This window comes from Pelomonas sp. Root1444 (assembly GCF_001426885.1).
Taxonomy (GTDB): Bacteria; Pseudomonadota; Gammaproteobacteria; order Burkholderiales; family Burkholderiaceae_C; genus Pelomonas.
In genome coordinates, this window is the sequence record NZ_LMFP01000028.1 from 180832 (window position 1) to 202025 (window position 21194).

The window sequence follows — 21194 nt, forward strand, 5'->3', positions numbered from 1 at the left end:
ATGTCACCGATTCAAGCCCGGAGCTCGAAAACTGTCGACAGGCTACCCCGTCAGGACCGGAAGCACGTATGAAAGTTGGACGTTGATATATGCAAATTTAAAGGTGGCTGCGGCCGCGGACGTCCGGTTGCTCAACCCGCCGGTTGAGTGTGTCCGCTGTCGGTCCCGGGAAGCACCAGCCGGAACGTCGTGAGAGCGGCGCCGCTGCCGAGCGTCAGCGTGCCGCCATGGGCCTGTGCGATCTGGCGGGCGAGGCTGAGTCCAATGCCCGTGCCCTCGGGCTTGGTGGTGTGGAACGGGCGAAAGATGCGCGCGGCGGCTTCGGGTGGGATGCCCGGGCCGTTGTCGCTGATCTCCATGGTGAGGCCGGCATCGGCCATGCGAGCCGTCAGCGTCACGTGGCCGTCGTTGCGGCCCAGCACCGCCTCTGCGGCGTTTTGAAGCAGGGCCCACAACGCCTGGCTGACCTGGTCGCGATCCATCGGCCAACGCACGTCGTCCGCGGCCTCGACGGTCAGACCGACATCCGGCCAACGGCTGGCGAACAGCCGCGCCAGATCGTTCAGCATCGGCCGCACCGCCGCCGGGAGCAGCAGCGGATCGGGCAGCCGGGCCAGCGTGCGATAGGCCTCGGCGAAGCGCTGCAGCCCTTCCGCGCGGCGCGCCAGCGTGGCGAGGATGTCCCGCAGCAGCGTCCGGTCGACGCTGGCCTGCCCGACCGCCGCAAGCCCGCTCTCGGCCAAGGATGCGATCGGCGCCAGGCCGTTGAGCAGTTCGTGGCCGAGGACCTGGATCAGCTCGGCACTCGCGCGTGCCTCCGCCGCGCGCTCTTCCTGCTCGATGTCGATCAGCGCGACGACCATGCCGTCGCCCAGCATGACGCGATCGATGCGCCAGCCACGCGCGTGGTGTCGCAGATGACGGGCACCGCGGTCCGACAGTTCCGGCGGCACGGGCAGGATGCGGTCGTCGGTGGCGAACAACCGACGCGCGGCGCGGTTGAGCGCGCGGGCGCTACCTCCGTCGATCGCCAGCATCGGTGTCGGGGCGGCGTCCAGCAGCAGGCGCGACGTAACGGCGTCCGACGCTGCCGCAACCGGCTCGGGTGTCGAGTGCGGCCTTGCGGCCTGCCACCAGTTCAGTGCACCCAGCCGTACCGCGACCAGCACAGCGCCCGCGAGCAGCCCCCAGTACCCCTGGTGCACTGCGGTGCCCGCTGCGACGCCGCATGCGACAAGCCCGATCGCATGGACGACCGCGCGCAGGCCGCGCCTAGAGCCCATGGCGTGTCATGCGGCGGTACAGCGCGCCGCGGCTCAAGCCAAGCGCAGCGGCGGCATGGGTGACGTTGTGGCGATGCTCGCGCAATGCCGCCGCGATGACCGCGCGTTCGGCGTCGATCAGGCCGAATCCGCCAGATGGCGTTTCGGTGACCGGTGCGGGCACGGGAGGCGCGAGTGCCGCGGCGGTGATCGTGCCGCCTTCGGTCAGGAGCACGGCGCGCTCGATCGCCAGCGCGAGACCCCGCACCTGGTCGGGCCATGCGCCCGCTTGCACCGCTGTCTCGGCCGCTTCCGTCAGCCTCGCGCCGGGGCGTGCGAACCGCTGGGCGGCGACGCGGGCGAAGTGCCGGGCGAGCAAGACGGCGTCTTCGCCGCGTGCGGCCAGCGGCGGTACGGCGACCTCGACCGTTGCCACACGGCGCTGCAGCGCAGGCGTCAGCGGCGCCACGCTGTCAGCGATTGCGATGCATCGGACCGCAAGGGGCAGGCGCTCGAGCAAGCGCGCTTGGGCCACTGCATCCAGTTGGTCGGGATGGCGCAACAGGACGGTACCTGCCGCCCCGTCGAGCCGGTCCCAGGCGGCGTCGTCGCGGAGGTCGATGCGCAGCGGAGGCGTTGCGGCGCCGGCGGAGTGGGCGTGGAGCGCCAGTGCGGTCAGCGTGCGGCCGCTGCCCGCCGGCCCGGTGACGATGACGCCCGCGCCGGTCGGACCGAAGCGGCGCACGAGTTCGCGCAGCCGCTGCATCGCCGCGCTTTCGCCGAGCAGCCGTGCCGGCTCCTGTGACGCAGCGGCGGGCACCGCCACCGTCGGGCGAGCGCGGCCGACCGCGGCTTCGACCTTGGCGACCAGTTCGGCATTGCGCCAAGGCTTCATCACAAAGTCCCGTGCGCCGGCCTGCATGGCCGCCACTGCAATGCGGATGCCGCTGTGCGCGGTGATGACGACCACGCACGCCGCCGGGTCGTCGGCGGCGATCCGTTCCAGGCATGCCAAGCCCTCCCCACCGTCCGACCGGCCCGCGGCGAAGTTCATGTCGAGCAGCACCGCGTCGTAGCGGGCGGCGACCAGGCGCGAGTACGCCGCCTCCGGCCCCGCCGCCGTGTCCAGTCGATGCCCGGCCATGCGGAATGCGATCTCCATCGCCTCCGCGACGGCCGGGTTGTCATCCACCAGCAGGATTGACAGCCTTCCCGACCGTCCACTTCCGGACAGTGTGTCCACCGCCGGACGCAGGGCTTGCGGTGGATCGTCGCTAAGTTGTTGCGCCATCACGTTTTTAGTCCTTCGGACCTTCTGCAACCACACTGTCTGCATGATGACCGAACGGCTCGTGCACGCAAACATGCCTCCAGCGGCACCCAGCACCGGGGTGCGCATGGACAGCCGCGTCGAACGTGCCGCGACCCCGTGGTGGCGCAGCCGCGCCACGCTGATGGTGCTGGCGCTGGTGCTGACGGCGGCATGGGTCTGGCGCTTCCTGCCCGCGAGCGGGTCGACGGACATCGCCACTGCAGACATCGAAAGCGGCGTGGTGGACCGGGCGCCCTTCGCCGACTACCTGCCGGTGCGTGCCACGGTCGCCCCGAGGGTGACGACACTCGTGGGCGTGCTGAGCGGCGGGCACGTCGAGAAGCTGCTGGTGCAGGACGGCGCGATGGTCGCTGAAGGGCAGGCGCTGGCCACCCTTTCCAACCCGGCCCTGCAGCTCGACGTGCTCACGCGCGAGGCTCAGATCGCCAGCCAGTTGGGCCACGTCGCGGGCGAGAGCTTGGGCATCGCACGCAACCGGCTGGATCGTGCCGGCCAGATCGCGCAGGCCACCTATGACCTCCTGAAGGCGCGGCGGGAGCTGTCGATCCGTCAGCAACTGCACGAGGACGGATTTGTCTCCGCGGCGGGGGTGAAGAGCTATGCGGAGGAAGTGACCTACCAGCAGAGGCGGCTCAACCAGCTGCGTGAAGGCAACGAACACGAGGCGCGCATCACCGCCACCCAGGGCGCCAGGCTGGATGACACGCACGGGCGGCTGGAGCGCAACCTGGCCGCGGTGCGAGCCGGGCTGGACACGTTGACCATCCGCGCGCCTCGCGCCGGGCGGCTGATCAACTTCACGATCCAACCCGGCCAGACGCTGCGCCCGGGCGACCCGGCGGGGCAGGTGGACAGCGAGGGCTCGTGGAAGCTGACCGCCGACGTCGACGAATACTTCCTCGGCCGCATTGCCGTCGGCCAGCGGGCAAGCGCGGAGAGCCTCTCGCTGACCGTCTCGAAGGTGCTGCCCGCGGTGAAAGACGGCCGCTTCCGTGTCGAACTGGCGGTCGACGGCATGCCGCCCGCCGACCTGCATCGCGGCCAGACGCTCGACATCCGCGTCACGCTCGGCAGCACCGCGCCGGCCCTGGTCGCGCCGGTCGGTGCCTGGCTGGCCGCCGGAGGCGGCACGTCGGCCTTCGTCATCGACGCCGATGGGGAACACGCCCGCCGGCGCGCCGTGAAAACCGGCCGCCGCAATCCGGAGCAGGTCGAGATCCTGTCCGGCCTCCAACCGGGCGACCGCATCGTCACCTCCCACACCGCGTCCATGAAGGGCGACGTTCTCAACATCCGCTGAAGGCCCACGCCATGATCCGTCTCGAGAAAATCCAGCGCCGCTACGTCTCCGACGAGGTGGAGACGACCGCGCTCCACGACATCGATCTCCACGTCGAAGCCGGCGAGTTCGTCGCCATCATGGGGCCCTCGGGCTGCGGCAAATCGACGCTGCTCAACACGCTGGGCACGGTCGACCGCCCGACCGCCGGCCGCTACCTGTTCGGCGATCGCGACCTCGCCATGCTCGACGAGAAGGAACTGGCGAAGTTCCGCGCCGCGACGCTGGGCTTCATCTTCCAAAGCTTCAACCTCATCGACGAGCTGACGATCGAGGAGAATGTCGCGCTCGGCCTGGCCTACCGGGCCGATGCCGGCGACCGGCGCGCGCGCGTGGCGGCGGCGGTCGACAAGGTCGGCATCGCCCACCGCGCGCGCCACTTTCCACACCAACTGTCCGGGGGGCAGCAGCAGCGCGCTGCGATCGCCCGCGCGATCGTCGGCAATCCGAAGTTGATCCTCGCCGACGAGCCGACCGGCAACCTGGACACCGCCAACGGCGAGCAGGTGATGAACATCCTCGCGGGCTTGAACGCGGAGGGCGCCACGCTCGTCATGGTCACGCATTCGCCCAGCCACGCCGACATGGCGAAGCGCCGCATCGACATGCTCGACGGCCGCATCGTGGCCTCCGCCGCCCGATCCATCTGAGGACCGCGCCGATGAACCGCTTCGCGCTGTTGTCGCTCTACCGTTCGCTGACCCGCCACAAGCTCCACGCCGCGCTCAACATCGGCGGGCTGGCCGTGGGCATCGCGGTGTTCCTGGTGCTGTCGCTCTATGTGCGATTCGAAACCAGCTACGAGAAGTGGCTGCCTGGCCATGAACAGATCTACCTCGTGCAGACGCGCATCGACCTGCCCGGCAGCCCGTTCAGCGGCGCTTACTCGATGACCATGGGCGGCTTGCTGGAGCAACTGCGTGAGGACCACCCGGGCGTTCTGGGCACGCGCATCCGCGGCGGCAAGGATGGCGGCAGCGTGCAGCGGGGCGCCGAAGCCATCAAGGAGGACGTGGCGCAGGTGGATCCATCGTTCTTCGACGTGTTCGCCCTGCCGATGCTCAAGGGCAGCGGCAGCGCGCTCACCGATCCGACCAGCGCGCTCATCAGCCGCTCGACGGCGCGCATGTATTTCGGCAGCACGGATCCGGTCGGTCAGCCGCTGACCGTCTCCATCGACTGGCCTGCCATGTACCGCATCGCCGGTGTTTTCGAGGATCTGCCGGCCAACAGCGAACTGCGGCTGTCTATCCTCATCCCCTTGCCCAAGGGCGCGCCTGCCGGCCAATGGCAGTGGTACATGTGGGGCACGGCCTCGGTCTCCACCTTCCTGCGCTTCGACACGGCGGCGCAGCGGCTGGCGCTGGCGCAAACGCTGCCGGCGATGATCGATCGCCGTGCCACCAGCATGGGGCCGCAGCCGTCACGGTTCCTGTCCTTGCCGTTGCTGCCCTTGTCCGACATGCACCTGCAGCCGCAGGGGTCGGAAAGCGCGGGCCGCAAGACGACGGTGGTGGCACTGGGCATCGTCGGGCTGATCGCCCTGCTGATCGCGATCGTCAACTACGTCAACCTCGCCACCGCCCGGGCCGGGGTGCGCGCGCGTGAAGTGGCGATGCGCAAGGTGCTGGGTGCGGACCGGCGTGCACTGGTCGGCCAGTTCCTGAGTGAAGCACTGCTGACGGTGGCCGTTGCTGCGCTGGCTGGCCTGATCCTCGCGGAACTGAGCCTGCCGTGGGTCAATGCCGCCGGCGGGCTGTCGCTCACCCTGCCCTACTCGCTGGTCGTGCCGGCGCTGACGGCGGCCACGGTGCCGATCGCGCTGGCGGCCGGTTTCTATCCGGCCTTGCTCCTGTCACGGTTTCCCGCGGCGGCGGTGCTCGCGTCGGCGCGAGCACCGGGCGGCGGCCGCGCCGGCGCCCGCGTCCGCGAGGCGCTGGTCGTCTTGCAGTTCGCGCTCTCGACCGCCTTCGTCATCGGCACGGCGGTGCTCGTCGCACAGACCCATCACATGCGCAACGCCGATCTCGGCTTCCAGCGCGAGGGTCTGCTGATGGTGCCCTCCCTTGCGGAGATCGGCATCAGCCCACCGCAGGCCCGCGCGATCCTTGCAGCATTCCGCGAGTTGCCCGGGGTCCGCGCCGTCGGCAGCGCGAACGTGGGCGCGGGCGTCGATGGCAATGCCGCGCTCGATGCCATCGACATGCCGGGCCACCCGGCGCCGGGCGTCACGATCCGCGTGATCAGCGTCGGGCCGGGGTACTTCGAGACCTACGCGCCACGCCTGCTCGCGGGCCGGCTGTTCGACGACGCGCATGCTGCGGACGACGCCAGCGATTGGCAGAAGTGGAAGCTCGGCCGCAACATCGTCATCAACCTGGAGACGGCGAAACGGCTCGGCTTCGCGTCGGCACAGCAGGCGGTCGGCAAGACCGTGGGCGGCGCGATGCCGCGCACGATCATCGGTGTCATCGAGCAGTTGCGGTTCTTCTCACCGCGGGCACCCGACGACACGACCAGCTACCAGTACTACCGCGAGGGTCCCGCAAAGCCCGTCGCCGCGATCCGGTTCACCGGCGATCCGCAGGCGACATTGGCCGCCGCGCGGCAAGTCTGGCTGCGGCTCGTGCCGCAGGTGCCGTTCGTGGCCGCGACCGCGGACCGGCGGCTGGCGCAGTTCTACGAAGCCGATGATCGCGCCACCCGCCTGTTCGGCATCGGCGCGGCGCTGGCGGTCCTGATCGGCTGCGTCGGGCTGTGGGGCCTCGCCTCGTTCAACACCCAGCGGCGGGTGAAGGAGATCGGCATCCGCAAGACGCTGGGTGCCTCATCCGCCGATATCGCGAGGCTGCTCGTTGGCCAGTTCCTGCGGCCCGTGCTCATCGCCAACCTGCTCGCATGGCCACTGGCCTTCGTGGCGATGCGCAAGTGGCTGGCCGGCTTCGACGACCGGATCGAACTCTCGCCGCTCTACTTCGTTGGCGCGACGGTGCTTGCCATGGGCATCGCGGTGCTGACGGTGCTCGGCCAGTCGCTGCGCGCCAGTCGCGCCGCGCCGAGCTGGGGGTTGCGTCATGACTGAGCTGTGTGGGACGCGCCCAGTGCGTCCAGGCTCAAGTTGAGCGGGGCCTCGTTTTCATGCATCCGAGGCTCTTCCGGCGCTGCTTCGGCTGGCAAGCCTGAGGGTGCTGCAACTGAATCCTCTTGCGAGGAAGGAGGGACGGCCGCCGACGAGGAAGCCTGGGGGGCGAGCCGAAGCGGTTGAACGGCTGGCCGCTGCACGGACGGCGCGAGCAAAGGAACGGGCTCGTTGCCACGCGTGGCCGACTGTTCAGGGATGAGGCGCAATTCGGCCCATGGCCGTTCTGAAGACGCCAATCGTTTGGGCACACGGTTCAGCAGCGTAAGGACAGCCGCATGCATGACGAAGATGATCAGCCAGAGCGTCATCGGCTTAGAACGGTTTTGAACCCACATCGCCCGAAGGATAGAGGCGTCGAAGCGTGGCTCAGCGCTCCAGCGACGCAGCGCGCTTGGATCGGCCCGGTACCGCCAATCCCTCAAGCCCGGCCGGTCGCGCTGTGCATCGTTGTCTTGAAATCAGGCGCCGCGCAAGCTAAGGCGGCGGCCGACGGCATGCAGGCCCCCTAACAGTCTGGATATACGCGCCCCGTCCCGCCCCCTACTGTCGCGACCTCCCGCATCTTGCGAAGGCAGCGGTCATGACAGCTCCCGACAGGGTCTTCCTGCAGGCCTGGGCCTGGTACCGCGAATCCGTGGCTCAGGCGCTCGCCGCGTCCGCCATCCCTGAGGCGCAACGGCCGGCGGTCGAGCGGGTCATCTGGGAGCTGCTCGGCGTGCTGAACGCTGCGGCACTGCCAGCCAATCCACAGGTCGAGGACTTCCGCGACAACGGCGCCGCCAGTGCCTCGCTCGCGCTGGCCTGCACCGTCGTCGGCGAGGTGCTGGTGGCGCTGGGCCATGTGAAACAGGCGCTGGACGCGCTGGAGGGCGGCGGCAACCCGGCGGCGGCGCTGGCGGTCGTGCGGCCGGTCATGGAGCAGGTCGACCGCATCGTGGGCGCCCAGCCCAACGCGCGCTATCCCAGCGCCTTCTCCATCGCCAAGATGCTGCTGCTGCTCAGTGGCGATGCCGATGCCGCGCCCGCCGCAGGCCACGAGGCGGACCAACTCGCACAGGTCCTCGGTGCCGCAAGTGCCGCCGACATCCGGGACCTGCAGACAGCACTGGGCCTCGTCGCCCTCGTCCTCGGCAGCATGCTGGACCGCTCGTTCACGGCGCCGTCCAACGCAGGCGGTTTCGTGCAGCAGGCGCTGCCGGCCTTTGCCGGCATGCCCGTCATCACCCTGCCCGGCCCGCCTGGGCTCAACGGCACGCTGGCGTTCGACGCCGGCCCGCCCAGCGCCGTCAAGGCCGTGTTGGCCCTGAACCTCGCGCGCTCGCAGGCGCTCGGGGGCACGAACATCGAGTTCGCCCTCCGCGCCACCGGCGGCGTGGAGGCCGTGCTGCCGGTGCTGCCACCGGGGCCGGTGCAGGTCAGCGACGCGGGCTACACGCTGGAGCTGGAACTCAAGCGCAGCGGCAACGCCATCACCCTCGGCAGCGCGCAGGCCGGCGTGACGCTGAAGGTGCGCGAGCTGGGCATGGCGCTGCTGCTGAAGAACGGCCAGCCCGCGCTGCGCTTCTTCGCCAAAGGCACAGAGGCCACGATCACGCCGGGCGACAGCTTCCTGAAGCTCATCCTTGGGGACGGCATCACGGTCGGCATGGACATCGTCGCCGAGGCCGACGCCGCCGGCGCACTGCGGCTGGTCAACGGCACCGGGCTGTCGGCCAGCTTGCCCGTGCCCACGCTGCCCACGGGCCCCTTCGAGCTGCAGCTCATCCACCTGGGCCTGGTACCGGAGGGCGGCAAGTTCACGAAGCTGGGCATCGAGGTATCGGCCAGCTTCGGCGTCACGCTCGGCCCCTTCGCGGCGTCGGTGGACCGGCTCGGTTTCAAGCTCAAGCTCGACCTCGACGGTGGCACGCCGCTGGCCATCGCCTTCAAGCCGCCCAGCGGCATCGGCCTCGTGCTGGACGCCGGCATCGTCAAGGGTGGCGGCTACCTCGGCGTGGACGAGCACGGCTTTGCCGGCGTGCTGGAACTCAAGCTGCTGGCCGTCGACGTCAAGGCGATCGCGCTGCTCAACACCAAGAGCGAGGCCGGTTTCTCGCTGCTGCTGCTGATCTTCGGCGAGTTCCCGCCCATCCAGCTCTCCTTCGGGTTCACGCTCACCGGCGTGGGCGGCCTGATCGGCGTGCAGCACACGGCCAGCCCGACGGCACTGTCCCAGGCGCTGGGCGCCGGCCAGCTCGACGCCGTGCTCTTCCCTGACAACCCCGTGGCCAACGCGCCGCAGCTCATCCAGACGCTGCGCACGCTGTTCCCGGTCAAGGCAGGCGGCTTCGTCATCGGCCCGATGCTGGAGCTGGGCTGGGGCACGCCCAGCCTCGTCACCGTGCGGCTGGGCCTGCTGGTGGAGGCCAACCAGTTCACGCTGCTGGGCCAGGGCATCGTCGCGCTGCCGCCGCTGCTGTCGGCTGATGCGGCGCTGCTTTACCTGCGGCTGGACTTCGTCGGCAGCGTCGTGTTCGACCCGCTGCGCATCGCCTTCGACGCCAAGCTCATCCACTCGCGCGTTGCCTTCATCACCATCACCGGCCAGTTCGCCTTCCGCGCCGCGTTCGGCGACCAGCCCACCTTCCTCATCAGCGCCGGCGGCTTTCACCCGCGCTTCAAGGACATCCCCGCCGACGTGCCCGCGCCCTTCGACCGCGTGGGCGCGAGCTTCGACATCGGCATCGTCGGCATCTCGCTGCAAGGCTACTTCGCCATCACCTCGGCCACCGTACAGGCGGGTGCCGCGCTGCGGGCCTGGGCCGACGTCGGCATCGCCAGCATCGAGGGTGGCATCGGCTTCGACGCCATCTGCTACCTGGCTCCGAAGTTCTATTTCGAGCTGGACATCCACGCCTACCTGGCCGTGGAAGTGTTCGGGCTGGACTTCGCCTCCGTGCACCTGGACGGCCAGCTCGCCGGCCCGGGCCGCTGGCGCATCGCCGGGCGCGCCAAGGTCAAGACGCCGTGGCCGCTGCCCGACTTCTCGCTCAACATCGACGAAAGCTTCGGCACCGACGTGGCCACGCCCGCCGTCACCGTGCGCATCGCCGACGAACTGGCCCGCGACATTGCCGACACCGCCAACTGGACAGCCCAGCTGCCGGCCGGCGGCGATGGGCTGGTCACGCTGGCGTCGATCCAGCCGGGCGTCGACGTGCTGGCCCACCCGCTGGGCACGCTGACCTTCCGCCAGAAGCGCGTGCCCTTCGAACTGCGGCTGGACAAGGCCAGCGGCAGCCGCATCGAAGGCGCCAACGAGTTCTTCGGCGGCGCCCTTGTCGTCAGCCAGGGTGAGCAGCCCGCCGGGCTGCCCGGCGGGCACGCGGTGCAGGACCATTTCGCCACCGCGCAGTTCCTGGAGATGTCGGAGGACGACAAGCTCGCCAAGCCTTCGTTCGAGCGCTTCACCGCCGGCTACGAGATGGGCGCCGACAGGTTCACCACCGGCACCGTCGTCGACGCGCCGCTGCTCTACGAAGAGGCCGACCTCGGCGCGCCGCGCGGCGCGCGGCTGCGCGTAGACCGCCTCTTCAGCACCGTCGCCTACGTGCGCGTGCTGGAGCAAGGCGCCGCGGGCCGCTCCGTGCGGCGCGACAAGGCGCTGGCGCGGCCAGGGGACGCGACCGCCTTCAAGGTCAACCCGCCGCCCGTGGCCGTGACCGACAAGGCCACGCTCGGACTCAACGCGGCCGCGGGCGTGCACACCAGCGTGTGGCGGGCGACGCAGGCGGCGCAGGGCCTGCCGGTCGCCGGGCTGGCCCAGGTCGCCGAGCTGGCCGAGCTGAACGCCTGACCACGGAAGGCACCCATGCCCATCCCCTACCGCTTCATGCCCTTCGCCCGCCGCGGCCTGGCGAGCGCCCATGCCAACGCCGACGCGCCGCAGGCCCCGCTGGCCGTGGCGCCACGCATCAGCGTCGGCCTCACGCTGCAGGCCAAACGCGACGGCGCCGTGGCCACCGCCGTGTCCGGCAACGTGCCGCTGCGCCTGTACGGCCCGGCGGACATCGTCGGCATCGACCACCGCCTCGTCGTGCGCACCGAGCCCAAGGCCGGCGCCACCGACTTCGAGCCCAACTACCTCGCCGCCATCGACTTCGACCCGCCGGACTTCCCCTGGCTGCTCACGCCCGCCGCGCCCGACGCCGCACAGCGCCTGCGGCCGTGGCTGGCGCTCATCGTCGTGGAGCGCGTCAATGAGCTGCTGCCCACCCTCAAGCCCGGCGCGCCGCTGCCGTCCATCACGCTGAGCGCCGAGCAGGTGGCCAGCGAGCTGCCCGACCTGCGCGAATCCGCTTTGTGGGCACATGTGCAGGCCGTGTCCGACAGCGCCGCCGCCAGCCTGCCCACCGAGCTGGCCAACCAGCCGGCGCTGAACGTCTCGAGGCTCATCTGCCCGCGCCGCCTGCTCCCCCGGCGCGACTATCTCGCCTGCGTCGTGCCCGCCACCGACGGCGGCTGCCGGCGCGGCCTCGGCCAGCCGGTCAACGGCGACACGCTGGGCCCGGCGTGGTCGACCCAGAACCCGCAGGACACCGAGCTGCCGGTCTACTTCCACTGGACCTTCTCCACCGGCCCCGTCGGCGACATCGAGACACTGGCCCGCCGCCTGCGCACGCCCCAGCAGCTCGGGGCCGGCTTCGCGGCGACGCTCAAGGCCATCGGGCAGCGCGAGACGCTGGTCGACGGCGACCGCCTGCTGTTCGAAGGGAGTACGCCGTCCACCACCACCTTCGAAGGCGCGATGGTCTCCATCGGCTTCGAACCCAAGCCACCCGCAACGCTGCCGGCCGCCAAGCTCGCCGCCATGCTCAACAGCGGCGCCGAACGCAGCGCCAGCGGTGCCGAACCCGCGGCCGACGAGCCCACGCTGGCGCCGCCGCTCTACGGTGAACACCACGTCAGGCGCCACGTCGCGCAGCCGGCCAGGGTGTCCACGCACTGGCTGGAGGGCCTGTCGCTGCAGCCCCGCTACCGCCTGGCCGCCGGCTGGGGCGCCGAGGTTGTGCGCTGCCACCAGGAGGAATTCATGCAGGCGGCCTGGGAGCAGCTCGGCGACATCCTGGCCGCCGAGCGGGCCTTCTCGATGGCACGGCTGGCCCGTGACGTCTTCAAGCGCATCGAGACGCGGCACCTTGCCAAGCTGCCACCGGACCGCCTGCTCGCCCTCATCGCGCCGGCCCGGGCGCGCACGGCCGTGGCGCCAGCGGCCTCGCTGTGGGGCCGCATCGAGGCCGCGACGTTGCCGCACGAGCTGTTCGACGGCGCCATGCGGCGGCTGGCCAGCCCGCGCCGCGCCACCTTTGCCAAGGCGCACTGGAAGCAGCGCGCCCAGGCGCCAGCGCCCGTGGCCGTGCAGATGCGCGGCATCGTCGAGCGCTTCGCCAATGCGACCAAGCACGTCGCAGCCATCGACCTCAGCCAGTTCGTGCCCGACGGCATCCTCGGCAGCGAGTCGTTCGACGCCGTTCCCCTGCCCGGGGTGCTGGACGAACTCGTCGACATGAAGCCCCACCTCGGGCTGGACGTGCACATGAGCGGCCACCAGCTCAAGGCGCTGCAGGCCGCCAATGTCGCCGCGCGCGCCCATGCCGCCGGCTTGAAGAAGAAACCACGCGGCACGCAAGCCGCCTGGCGCGAGGGCCTGGTCACCGAGACGCACATGGCCCGCATCGAGGAGCTGCTGGCCACGTCGAAAACCCCGGTCACCGGCGACATCGTTAGCGCCATCACCCACGCCACCCGGCGCGGCACCGAGGGCGTGCTGCTGGCCGTGAAGGACGGCGCCATCACCAGCCAGGCGCTGCGCATCGACGCCCGAAGCGGCGCCATCAAGGCGGCCGGCGCGGCGCTGCTGGTGCATCCTGGCAGCCGCCCGCAGCGCGCGGCCGCCGCGGCCACCGTTGCGTTGACGCGCGTGGCCACCGTGCCGCTGCAGCCGCTCAAGCTCTACGGCAACCAGGCCGTGTTCGCCACGCTCCCCCGCGGCACGCTGGGGCGCGGCGACGGCGACGTGCAGATCGGCGCGAGCAAGGGCGGCCAGTTCACGCAGGTGCCGCCCGCCCGCGAACCGGGCCTGCACACCATCACGCTGCCGCCGGCCATCAAGGACGTCGCCACCCTCACCCGCTACTCGGCCGCCTTCAAGACCTATGAGAAGACGCTCTTCCCCACGCCCGATGCCGCGCTGACGCCGCAGCCGGTGGACTTCGCCCTCGCCACCCAGGCCCGGGCCGCGCGCCAGCGCTTGGACGCCGACCGCACCGTGCCCGAGCGCCTGGCCAGCAGCCTGAGCCTGGGCGCACAGTCCGTCGCCTTCGCCGGCGGTGCCTTCGCCAACGTCTTCGTCGCCGACAGCCTGGATCACGCCCTCGTCGAGCGCCTGCGCTACGTGATCCCGCGCACCTTCGACCGCGTGATGGCCTACCCGCGCCTGCCCTTCCCGCTGTCGCGCAAGCTGGAGGTGCTGGCGCCCGACGTCTTCCTGCCCGGGGTGGGCCTGCTGCCGGACGACTTCATCATGGCCGTGCAGACCAACCCCCGCTTCGTCGAGGCGCTGATGCTCGGCGCCAACCACGAGATGGGGCGCGAGATGCTGTGGCGCGGCCTGCCCACCGACCAGCGCGGCACACCCTTCCAGCACTTCTGGCAGCGGCTGGACGACGAGGTCGACATCGAGCCCATCCACCGCTGGAATGCAGTGCCGCTCGGCGAGCAGCCGCTGTCCACCGCCATGGTGGTGCTGCTGTTCCGCGGCCAGCTGATCAAGCGCTACCGCAACCTGACCATCTACGCCTACCGGCAGACCGGCGACGAGACCAAGCCCGGCGGCGCCGGTGGCATGGTGGCGGGCGAGAACCTGCGCGTCCCCGTCATCCGCGGCCAGTTGCTCGCCGACATCGACTACGTGGGCTTTCGCATCGCGCCCACCGAACTGAACAAGTATTTCTTCATCGTCGAGGAGCACATGACCGAGCCTCGCTTCGGCTTCGACGAGCGCGTGGGCGGCGGCCAGGCGGGCGCGGGCTGGCAGGACGTGGACTGGGCCGACCTGCAGGTGGCCGGTGGGGCTCACTTGACGCAGACGCAGCTCCTCGCCCAATCCGCGGCGAACGGCTGGCCGGCATCGCCGCATGCGGCGCTGGTCGCCCAGGCCGCGATGCAGCGCCCCTTCCGCGGCTATTGGCACGGCTCCAAGCTGGTCGCGCCCTGAGAGGACATTCATGCCCCGCATCGACATCGACCTCGCGCCCTTCCGCGCCGCCCGCGAGAACCTCGCCGGGCTGGCCGCCGAGCGGCGCCGGCTGGACCGCGACATCACGCAGGCCGAGCAAGCGCTGCAACGCGCCGAGCGCAGCGGCGGCGGCGATGCCGCGGCCCTGAAGCGCCGCGTGCTGGAGGCCCAGCGGGCCCGCCTGTCCCTCATCGAACGCGCCGCCGGCGCGCGCCGCGCCTTCGACGACCTGGCCGAACGCATACGTGCCCAGCGCGACCCGTCGCAGCTGGTGCAGAGCCTGGACGGCGACCGCCCCATCGCGCTGCTGCCGCTGCGCCTGGAGACCCGCTACCTCGACCGAGGCGGCGAGCGCGTGCTGGGCGTGCGCATCTACCCCGACGACCTGCACACCATCGAGCACGAGCCCACGCCCACCGCCCCCGAACTCGCCACTGCGCAGGCGATCTGGCGGGCCCGGTTCGCACACGACGAACCCGAGGCCGAGCGCCTGCTGCGCGACCTCACCACCGCCCACGGCCGCGGCCGCGCGCGCTGGCTGGTGCGCACCCTCACGCCCATCAACCCGATGCCGCCCGCGGGCCAGATGGCCGAGCCGGAGTTCCCGTCCACCGAGACGGTCGACGCCCGCGCCCGAACCACCCGCGCCGTGCTGCTGCCCGAGCGCTTCTGCGCCATCGGCTATGCCGCCGGCCGGCGCGAGGTGTTCCGCGCCTGGGGCAACACGGTGCCCGACGAGCTCGTGCTCACGCCCGACTGGCAGGCCACCGACCAGCCCGAGAAGCTGCTGGCCGGCGAGCGCGCCTGGATGATCGACTTCGAGGCCGCACTGGCCAACGGCATGGCGCTCGTCGTGCGGCAGGGCGACGTGACCGGCCGCTTCGACCTGGCGCGCGGCACGCTGGAGCGACTGGTCGTCGTCGGCTTCGAATGGACCAAGGCGCCTGACGACGCGGCCGACGACCTTGCCAGCCTGCTGGCCGCGCACCGCGACGCCACCGGCCTGGGCTTCGTGCCGCTGGGCACGCCCACCAACAACACCGAGGCCGTGCGCGCCGGCGCCGAGCCGCCCGCACCCGAAGCAGGCACCGACGCGCTCGACCTGCTGCACTGGGCCTTCGGCCTCGCGCCCGGCGCGCTGCCGGCCGAGGACATCGCCAACGCCCACCTCGCCGAGCAACGCACGGCGCTGCACATGCTCAACGTGCTGTGGCGCGGCACCTTCGGCGACCACCTGCTGCAGATGTGGAACCCGCGCGATGACGACGGCGACCCGCTGCTCACGCCCGGCACGGTCTACGACCTGCGCCGCTACGCCGCCAGCTACGTGCGCCCCACCGGCGCGCTGCCGGTGCTGCGCGTGCGCCAGCAACCCATCGGCCTGCTGCCCATCGTCGGCCGGCGCTACGAGCGCGATGGCGAGTCGAAGGCCGAGACGGCGGTCGACAAGGTCACCGCCGTGCTGCGGCCAATGTGGGAGCTGGCGGTGGCCAAGGTGCCGCGCCTGCTGGCGGGCGACCTCAAGGACGCGCAGGAGCTGCTGCAAAGCGCGCCGTGGTCGCAGACGGCGCAGTACCGCGACAAGGATGTCAACGTCTGCCTGAAGCCCTCGCCCATCAGCGGCGCCTTTGCAGGCGCGCGCGACCTCGTCGTCGGGAGCGTGCTGAAGGCCCTCGGGCCGTGGGAGGTGGGGCAGGTGCATGCCGGCGTCTGCAACGACTTCCTGCCCGACCCGCCCTACGCCGCCGGCACGCTGGCCGGCGTGCCGTGGGTGAAGGCCGACCCGCAGCAGCCCGCCAAGGAGGCCCCGGCCGGCACCCTCTTCACCGCCAGCGAGAACTACCTCGCGCGGCTCGCCACCGCGGCCGTGCAGCACCCGTCCCTGGCGGAGAAGACGTTGACCGACGCGCAGGACGGCCCTGCGCTGCTGCAGGCGCTGGCCGCCTACTCCGTGCAGAAGGAGCAGGGCGACGCCGCCGATGACCTGCTGGCCGACACCCTCACCGTGCGCGCCGTGATCTCCACCGCGCTGACGTCGATGCCGCACGTCGAGGCGCTGCCCAGCAACGAAACCTTCTTCACCATCCACACCCACCGCGAGCTGATGGGCCTGCAGGTGCGCGGCCTGACCGGGCCTGACACGCTCGGCGCGCACGTCGCCCACGTCACCGCGACGCAGCTGCCGGTGCTGGCGTCGGCCAAGGGCTCCGCCGTGGCACGCGAGCTGTTCGACAAGGTCGACACGATGCTGCGGCCCACCCGCAACCTGGGCATCGTCAAGCTCGGGCTGGACTGGCTGGCCGGCCGCACCGTGGGCGAGCTCAACATCGCCTTCCGCTCGACGCTGGACGTCTTCTCCTACCGGCTGGACGCCTGGCTGCTGGCCCGCGCCAACCGCCGGCTCGACGAAATGCGCAAGCGCCAGCCGCGCGGCCTGCACCTCGGCGCCTATGCCTTCGTCGAGGACCTGTCGCCCGACACCCGGCCCGACAGTGACGGCTACCTGCTCTGCCCCTCGCAGGCCCAGGCCGCGGGCGCGGCGTTGCTGCGCAGCGGCTTCCTGTCCAACGCGGATTCCGGCGCCTTCGACATCGCGCTGGACTCGCGCCGCACCCAGCGCGCCGAAGGCCTGCTCGAAGGCCTGGCGCGCGACCAGCCGCTCGCCGCGCTTTACGGCTACCGCATCGAGCGTGCGCTGCGCGACGCCGGCCTGGGCCGGCTCATCTGGCCGCTGCGGCTGGTGTGGCCCTGGCACGCGGGCAACGCCGCGGTGTCGGGCGAGGCACAGGAGTCGATCGGCGCGCGCGATGTGGTCGACGGCAGCGCGCTGCTGGCGGCGTGGGCCGAAGGCAGCGGCGCCGTGGCCGTGTTCAAGGCGCTGGATGACCAGCTGAAAAACCTCACCTCGGCCGGCGCCGTCCTTTCCGACGGCGACAAGACGCGCCTGTCCGACGCGCTTGCGGACGCCGCCGACCTGGCCGACAGCGTCGCGGATCTGCTGATGGCCGAAGGCGCCTACCAGATCGCCCAGGGCAACCCGGCCCGCGCCGCGGCGGCCATGGCGGTGGCCGACAAGCAGGCCCTGCCCGTGGAGACCGAGGTGGGCCGCACGCCGCGCGGCGGTGCCAGCTACACGCAACGCGTCGTGGCCGTCTGCCCCGAGGGCGAGAGCGCCTGGCCGCAGGACCGCCGATCAGCCGCCGAACCGGCGCTGGACCGCTGGCTCGCCGCCCGGCTGGGCGACCCGGCGCGCTACGTCTTCACCGCGCGCATCCACCGCCGCGACGTGGCCGGCAACCTCGTCATCGACGCGGAGCAACCGACGGTCGGCGCCGCCACGCTCGCGCGCTCGGCACTGTCGCTGGTGCTGATGACCAGCGGCGAGGCGTCGCCGCGCGCCACGCCGGTGGCCGGCGCGGCACCGGCCGATACCGGCCTGCGCGGCGCCATCGCGGCGGCCCTCTTCAACGCGTTGGACGACACCGCCAGCATCAGCGCCATCGAGGTGCTGCCCGAGACCGCCGGCGCGCTCGGTTTCGCGCCGTTCGAGGCCTTCTGCACGACGCTGAAGGCCTTGGTCGACAAGCTGCGCGCCGCGAACCGGCACGACCTCGTCGTGCCCGACGACATGCTGGAGCAGGCCGACGCACCCGGCCAGGGCGCCTACCCCGGCGTGGACGTGGCGGAGATCGTCGCCCGCGCCGATGCGGTCGTCGCGGCCTTCACGACGGCGCGCGACGCGCTGCTGGCCAGCGACGATGCCGACACGCTGCTGGCCCGGCTCGACGGCATCGCCGACGACCTGCTGGCGCCGGCCGCCTGGCCGGCCCAGGTGCACGCCATCGACGCACCCGGCGCCGACCCCGCGCAGCGCGAGGCCCGCGGCACGGCGGCCAAGGCGGCGCTGAAGCTGCAGCTCGACGCCATCGCCGACGAGGCCGCCGCGCCGCCGCCGCTGCTCGACGGCCAGGCCGCGCCCACGCCGCAGCAGCTCGCCCAGCATGCCGTCAAGCGCATCCAGCGCATCCACGGCAAGGACTTCCCGGTGCTGCCGCGCTTCACCCTCGGCGCCTATGCGCCCGAGTTCGGCACTGCGCTCGCCGCCCAGGCCACGCTGACCGCCGGCGACGCCTGGCGCGTACACGGCTGGCTGGCCCAGGCGGCGCGCGTGCGCGAGGGCGTGGATCGGCTGGCCGCCGCGCTGTCCGCGCACGAGGCACTCGTCGCGCCGCTGGGCGAGGGTGACCTGCCGGTGCTGCAGTTCCCGCTGGCGGGCGACAGCGTGTGGGCCGCCCTCCCGGAGGCCTGGCGCGAGGCCGACGACGCACCGTTTGACCCGAAGGCCACGCCCGAGGAACTGCACGCCTGGCTGCAGCAGCCCGGCGCGCCACGGCTTCGCAACATCCACCGTGTGGCGCCCAAGCTCGCGCTGGTGCTGCACGCGCCCGGGCTCGCCGCGCCGGACGCGCAGGCGCCGCTGGCCGCCTTCGTCTGCGACGACTGGCCCGAGTTCGTGCCCGACCCGTACCAGACGGCGGCCATCGCCTTCCATCACGACGCCCCTGGCGCCCGCCCCCCGCAGAGCGTGCTGCTGGCCCTGCCGCCGCAGGCCCGGCAGGACGCCTGGACCTTCGACGACGTGCTGGACTGCGTGCACGAGGCCTTCGACCTCGCCCGGCTGCGCGCCGTGCGCCCGCGCGACCTGGGCAGCGGCCTGGGCGCCCTGCTGCCGGCGAACCACCTGCCAGCCGACTACACCGACGAGCTGCCCAGCGTGCGGCTGCTCGAACTGCGGCGCAAGGCGATGAAGCAGGCGATCTCGCAGTCGGCCGGCACCCCATTCACCGCCGTGCTCGGCAAGATCTAAGAGGCTGAGAGCCGCCATGCGCAAAGAGATCTACACCCAGTCGGCCTCGCTGCACGCCTCCGTGGTGGCGCGGCCGAAGAAGCCGTCCATCACCGGCGTCACGCGGCTGGAGACGCAACCCACCACCGTCGGCCTGCGGGCGGGCCTGCAGGCGCCCGTGGCCGACCCGCTGTGGCTGCTGGCGCGGCAAAGGCAGTTCAACGAGTTCGAGGGCGAGGACGCCGGCACGCCGATCGACCTGTCGTTTGCGGTCGACGGCACGCGGGTCGACGCCTTCCGGCCCGGCGCCAGCCCGGACACGGCCTGGCAGCCGCTCGCCGATGGCGGCCCGCCCATCGAGACGCGCGTCGAGGCCGAAGCCGTCTGGCGCACCCACCCGCGCCTGCGTGCCGAGGCCGGCCAGCATGCGCTGCGCATGGCGGCACCCGCGCTGCGTGTGGCGCTGCTGTCGAACTGGCCGCTGGCGCTGCAGGCCCCCGCCGATGCCGACGCCGACCGCGCTGGCGCCCGCTGGGCGGCGCTGCTGGGCAGCGGCCGCAGCGTGGACGGCGCTGCGCTCGCCGCCGCGCTGCAGCCATTGCGAGATGCCGATGGCTCCCTCGCCGCCTTGCCACCCGAACTGCCGCTGGCCGGCGCCGAGGCCGACGCCGCCCGCGCGGTGCTGACCCGCTGGCTGCGCTGGCTGGACGCCTTCGTCGTGGAAGGCGACGGCGCCAGCTGGCAACGCAACCGCCTCGAGTACGCCTTCGCGCTGCGCGCCGGCGCCACGCGGCTGGAGGCCGACGAATACACCGACGGCCGCGTCGACTGGGATGACTTCGTCGCCCGCCCCGGCGAACAGGCCGAGCCGCCGGTTCCCATCAAGCAGACTTTCGCCGTCGCCTCTCGCCTGCCCGCACCGGTCACCTACCCCGGCATGCCGGCCGAGCGCTACTGGGAGTTCGAGGACGGCAACGTCAACTTCGCCGGCGCCGAGGCCGGCGTGACCGACGTGCTGCGCCTGTGCGTCACCGAGTTCGCCCTCACCTACGGCAACGACTGGTTCCTCGTGCCGGTGCGGCTGCCGGTGGGCTGGCTGCACCGCGTGACGCGCTTCGACGTGCGCGACAGCTTCGGCGTGGCCTCGTCGCCGCAGGCCATGCGCAACCCCGACGGCACGCAGTGGACGCTCTACGCGCTCTCGGCCGGGCCGGGCAGCCGCATCGACCACACGCTCTTCCTGCCCGACACGCTGGACGGCGTGCAGGAAGGCGCCGTGCTGGAGCACACGCTGCTGGCGCGCGACGAGATGGCCAACATCGCCTGGGCCATCGAGCGCACGGTGCAGGGCGCCGCCGGCGAGCCGCTGGACCGCACACAGGAGGCGCAGGCGCTGGCCTTCCAGCAGCGCATCGACTTCAGCGGCGCCGCGGCCAGCGACGCCACCCTCGTCTACCGGCTGCAGACGCCGGTGCCCGCCAACTGGACGCCGCTGCTGCCCGTGCGCGACCCGGTGCTCAACCTCGCCGACCCGCTCTCCATCCGCCTGGCGCGCGCGGGCTTCAAGCGCTTTTATCCGCAGGCCGGCGTCGATGTCGTCGGCGAGGACTCGCCCGAGTACGCCGCCTTCCTCGCCCACCTGCGCGCCCAGCCGAACTTCATCGACGTGGCCGACCTCGACGAGAACCTCGTCGCCGCCACATTCCATCCGCGCGGCTGGCTGCTGCGCAGCGACCCCACCGCACCGCTGGCCGGTGACCCGCTGCTGCTGGAGGAAGAGGAAGTGCCGCGCATCGGTGCCACGCTCAAGCGCAAGTTCCAGTACGCCCGCTCCAGCGACGGGCGCAGCTGGCTGTGGATAGGCCGCAGCAAGACCGCCGGCCGCGGCGAGGCGCGCAGCGCGCTGCGCTACGACGTGGCGATCAAGCGCGAGACGCTGCGCTGACCCGCCAGGGATGTGACACGAACTGCGAGGCCGCGCCCTCAGTCCGCGCCC

Annotated in this window: 9 protein-coding genes; 7 read left to right on the top strand and 2 right to left on the bottom strand. The window is 71.8% G+C overall.

The window, feature by feature from the left end; genetic code table 11:
* Positions 1–131: 131 nt before the first annotated feature.
* Positions 132–1283 (bottom strand): PAS domain-containing sensor histidine kinase, encoded by a 1152-nt coding sequence (locus tag ASD35_RS18695; protein WP_056876479.1) that lies wholly within the window; start codon positions 1281–1283, stop codon positions 132–134.
* Positions 1273–2661 carry a sigma-54 dependent transcriptional regulator gene (locus ASD35_RS18700; RefSeq protein WP_200956074.1) on the bottom strand — a complete coding sequence of 463 codons (1389 nt, stop codon included), beginning with the start codon at positions 2659–2661 and terminating at the stop codon, positions 1273–1275. The genes ASD35_RS18695 and ASD35_RS18700 overlap by 11 nt, the downstream gene beginning before the upstream one ends.
* Here ASD35_RS18700 and ASD35_RS18705 point away from each other — a divergent pair.
* The 7 genes from ASD35_RS18705 to ASD35_RS18735 all read left to right on the top strand — a co-directional run bounded on the left by ASD35_RS18705 (position 2660) and on the right by ASD35_RS18735 (position 21143).
* A complete protein-coding gene (locus ASD35_RS18705) occupies positions 2660–3895 on the top strand; it encodes an efflux RND transporter periplasmic adaptor subunit (protein ID WP_056876480.1) in 1236 nt (411 codons plus the stop codon). The two genes, ASD35_RS18700 and ASD35_RS18705, sit on opposite strands and share 2 nt — an antisense overlap.
* A gap of 11 nt (positions 3896–3906) precedes the next feature.
* Entirely contained in the window at positions 3907–4584 is a 678-nt protein-coding gene (locus tag ASD35_RS18710; protein ID WP_056876481.1) for an ABC transporter ATP-binding protein, read from the top strand.
* 11 nt (positions 4585–4595) lie between these two features.
* Positions 4596–7016: an FtsX-like permease family protein gene (locus tag ASD35_RS18715; RefSeq protein ID WP_056876482.1), complete on the top strand. Its 2421-nt coding sequence runs from the start codon at positions 4596–4598 to the stop codon at positions 7014–7016.
* Between the two features lie 640 nt (positions 7017–7656).
* Positions 7657–10911 carry a DUF6603 domain-containing protein gene (locus ASD35_RS18720; protein WP_056876483.1) on the top strand — a complete coding sequence of 1085 codons (3255 nt, stop codon included), beginning with the start codon at positions 7657–7659 and terminating at the stop codon, positions 10909–10911.
* A gap of 15 nt (positions 10912–10926) precedes the next feature.
* Complete coding sequence (locus ASD35_RS18725; protein ID WP_056876484.1) at positions 10927–14331, top strand: hypothetical protein; 3405 nt, start codon at positions 10927–10929, stop codon at positions 14329–14331.
* A gap of 10 nt (positions 14332–14341) precedes the next feature.
* Entirely contained in the window at positions 14342–19219 is a 4878-nt protein-coding gene (locus ASD35_RS18730) for a hypothetical protein (protein ID WP_056876485.1), read from the top strand.
* 16 nt (positions 19220–19235) lie between these two features.
* The gene (locus ASD35_RS18735) at positions 19236–21143 is read left to right on the top strand and encodes a hypothetical protein (RefSeq protein ID WP_056876486.1); all 1908 of its coding nucleotides are present in this window, start codon (positions 19236–19238) and stop codon (positions 21141–21143) included.
* Positions 21144–21194 lie beyond the last annotated feature (51 nt).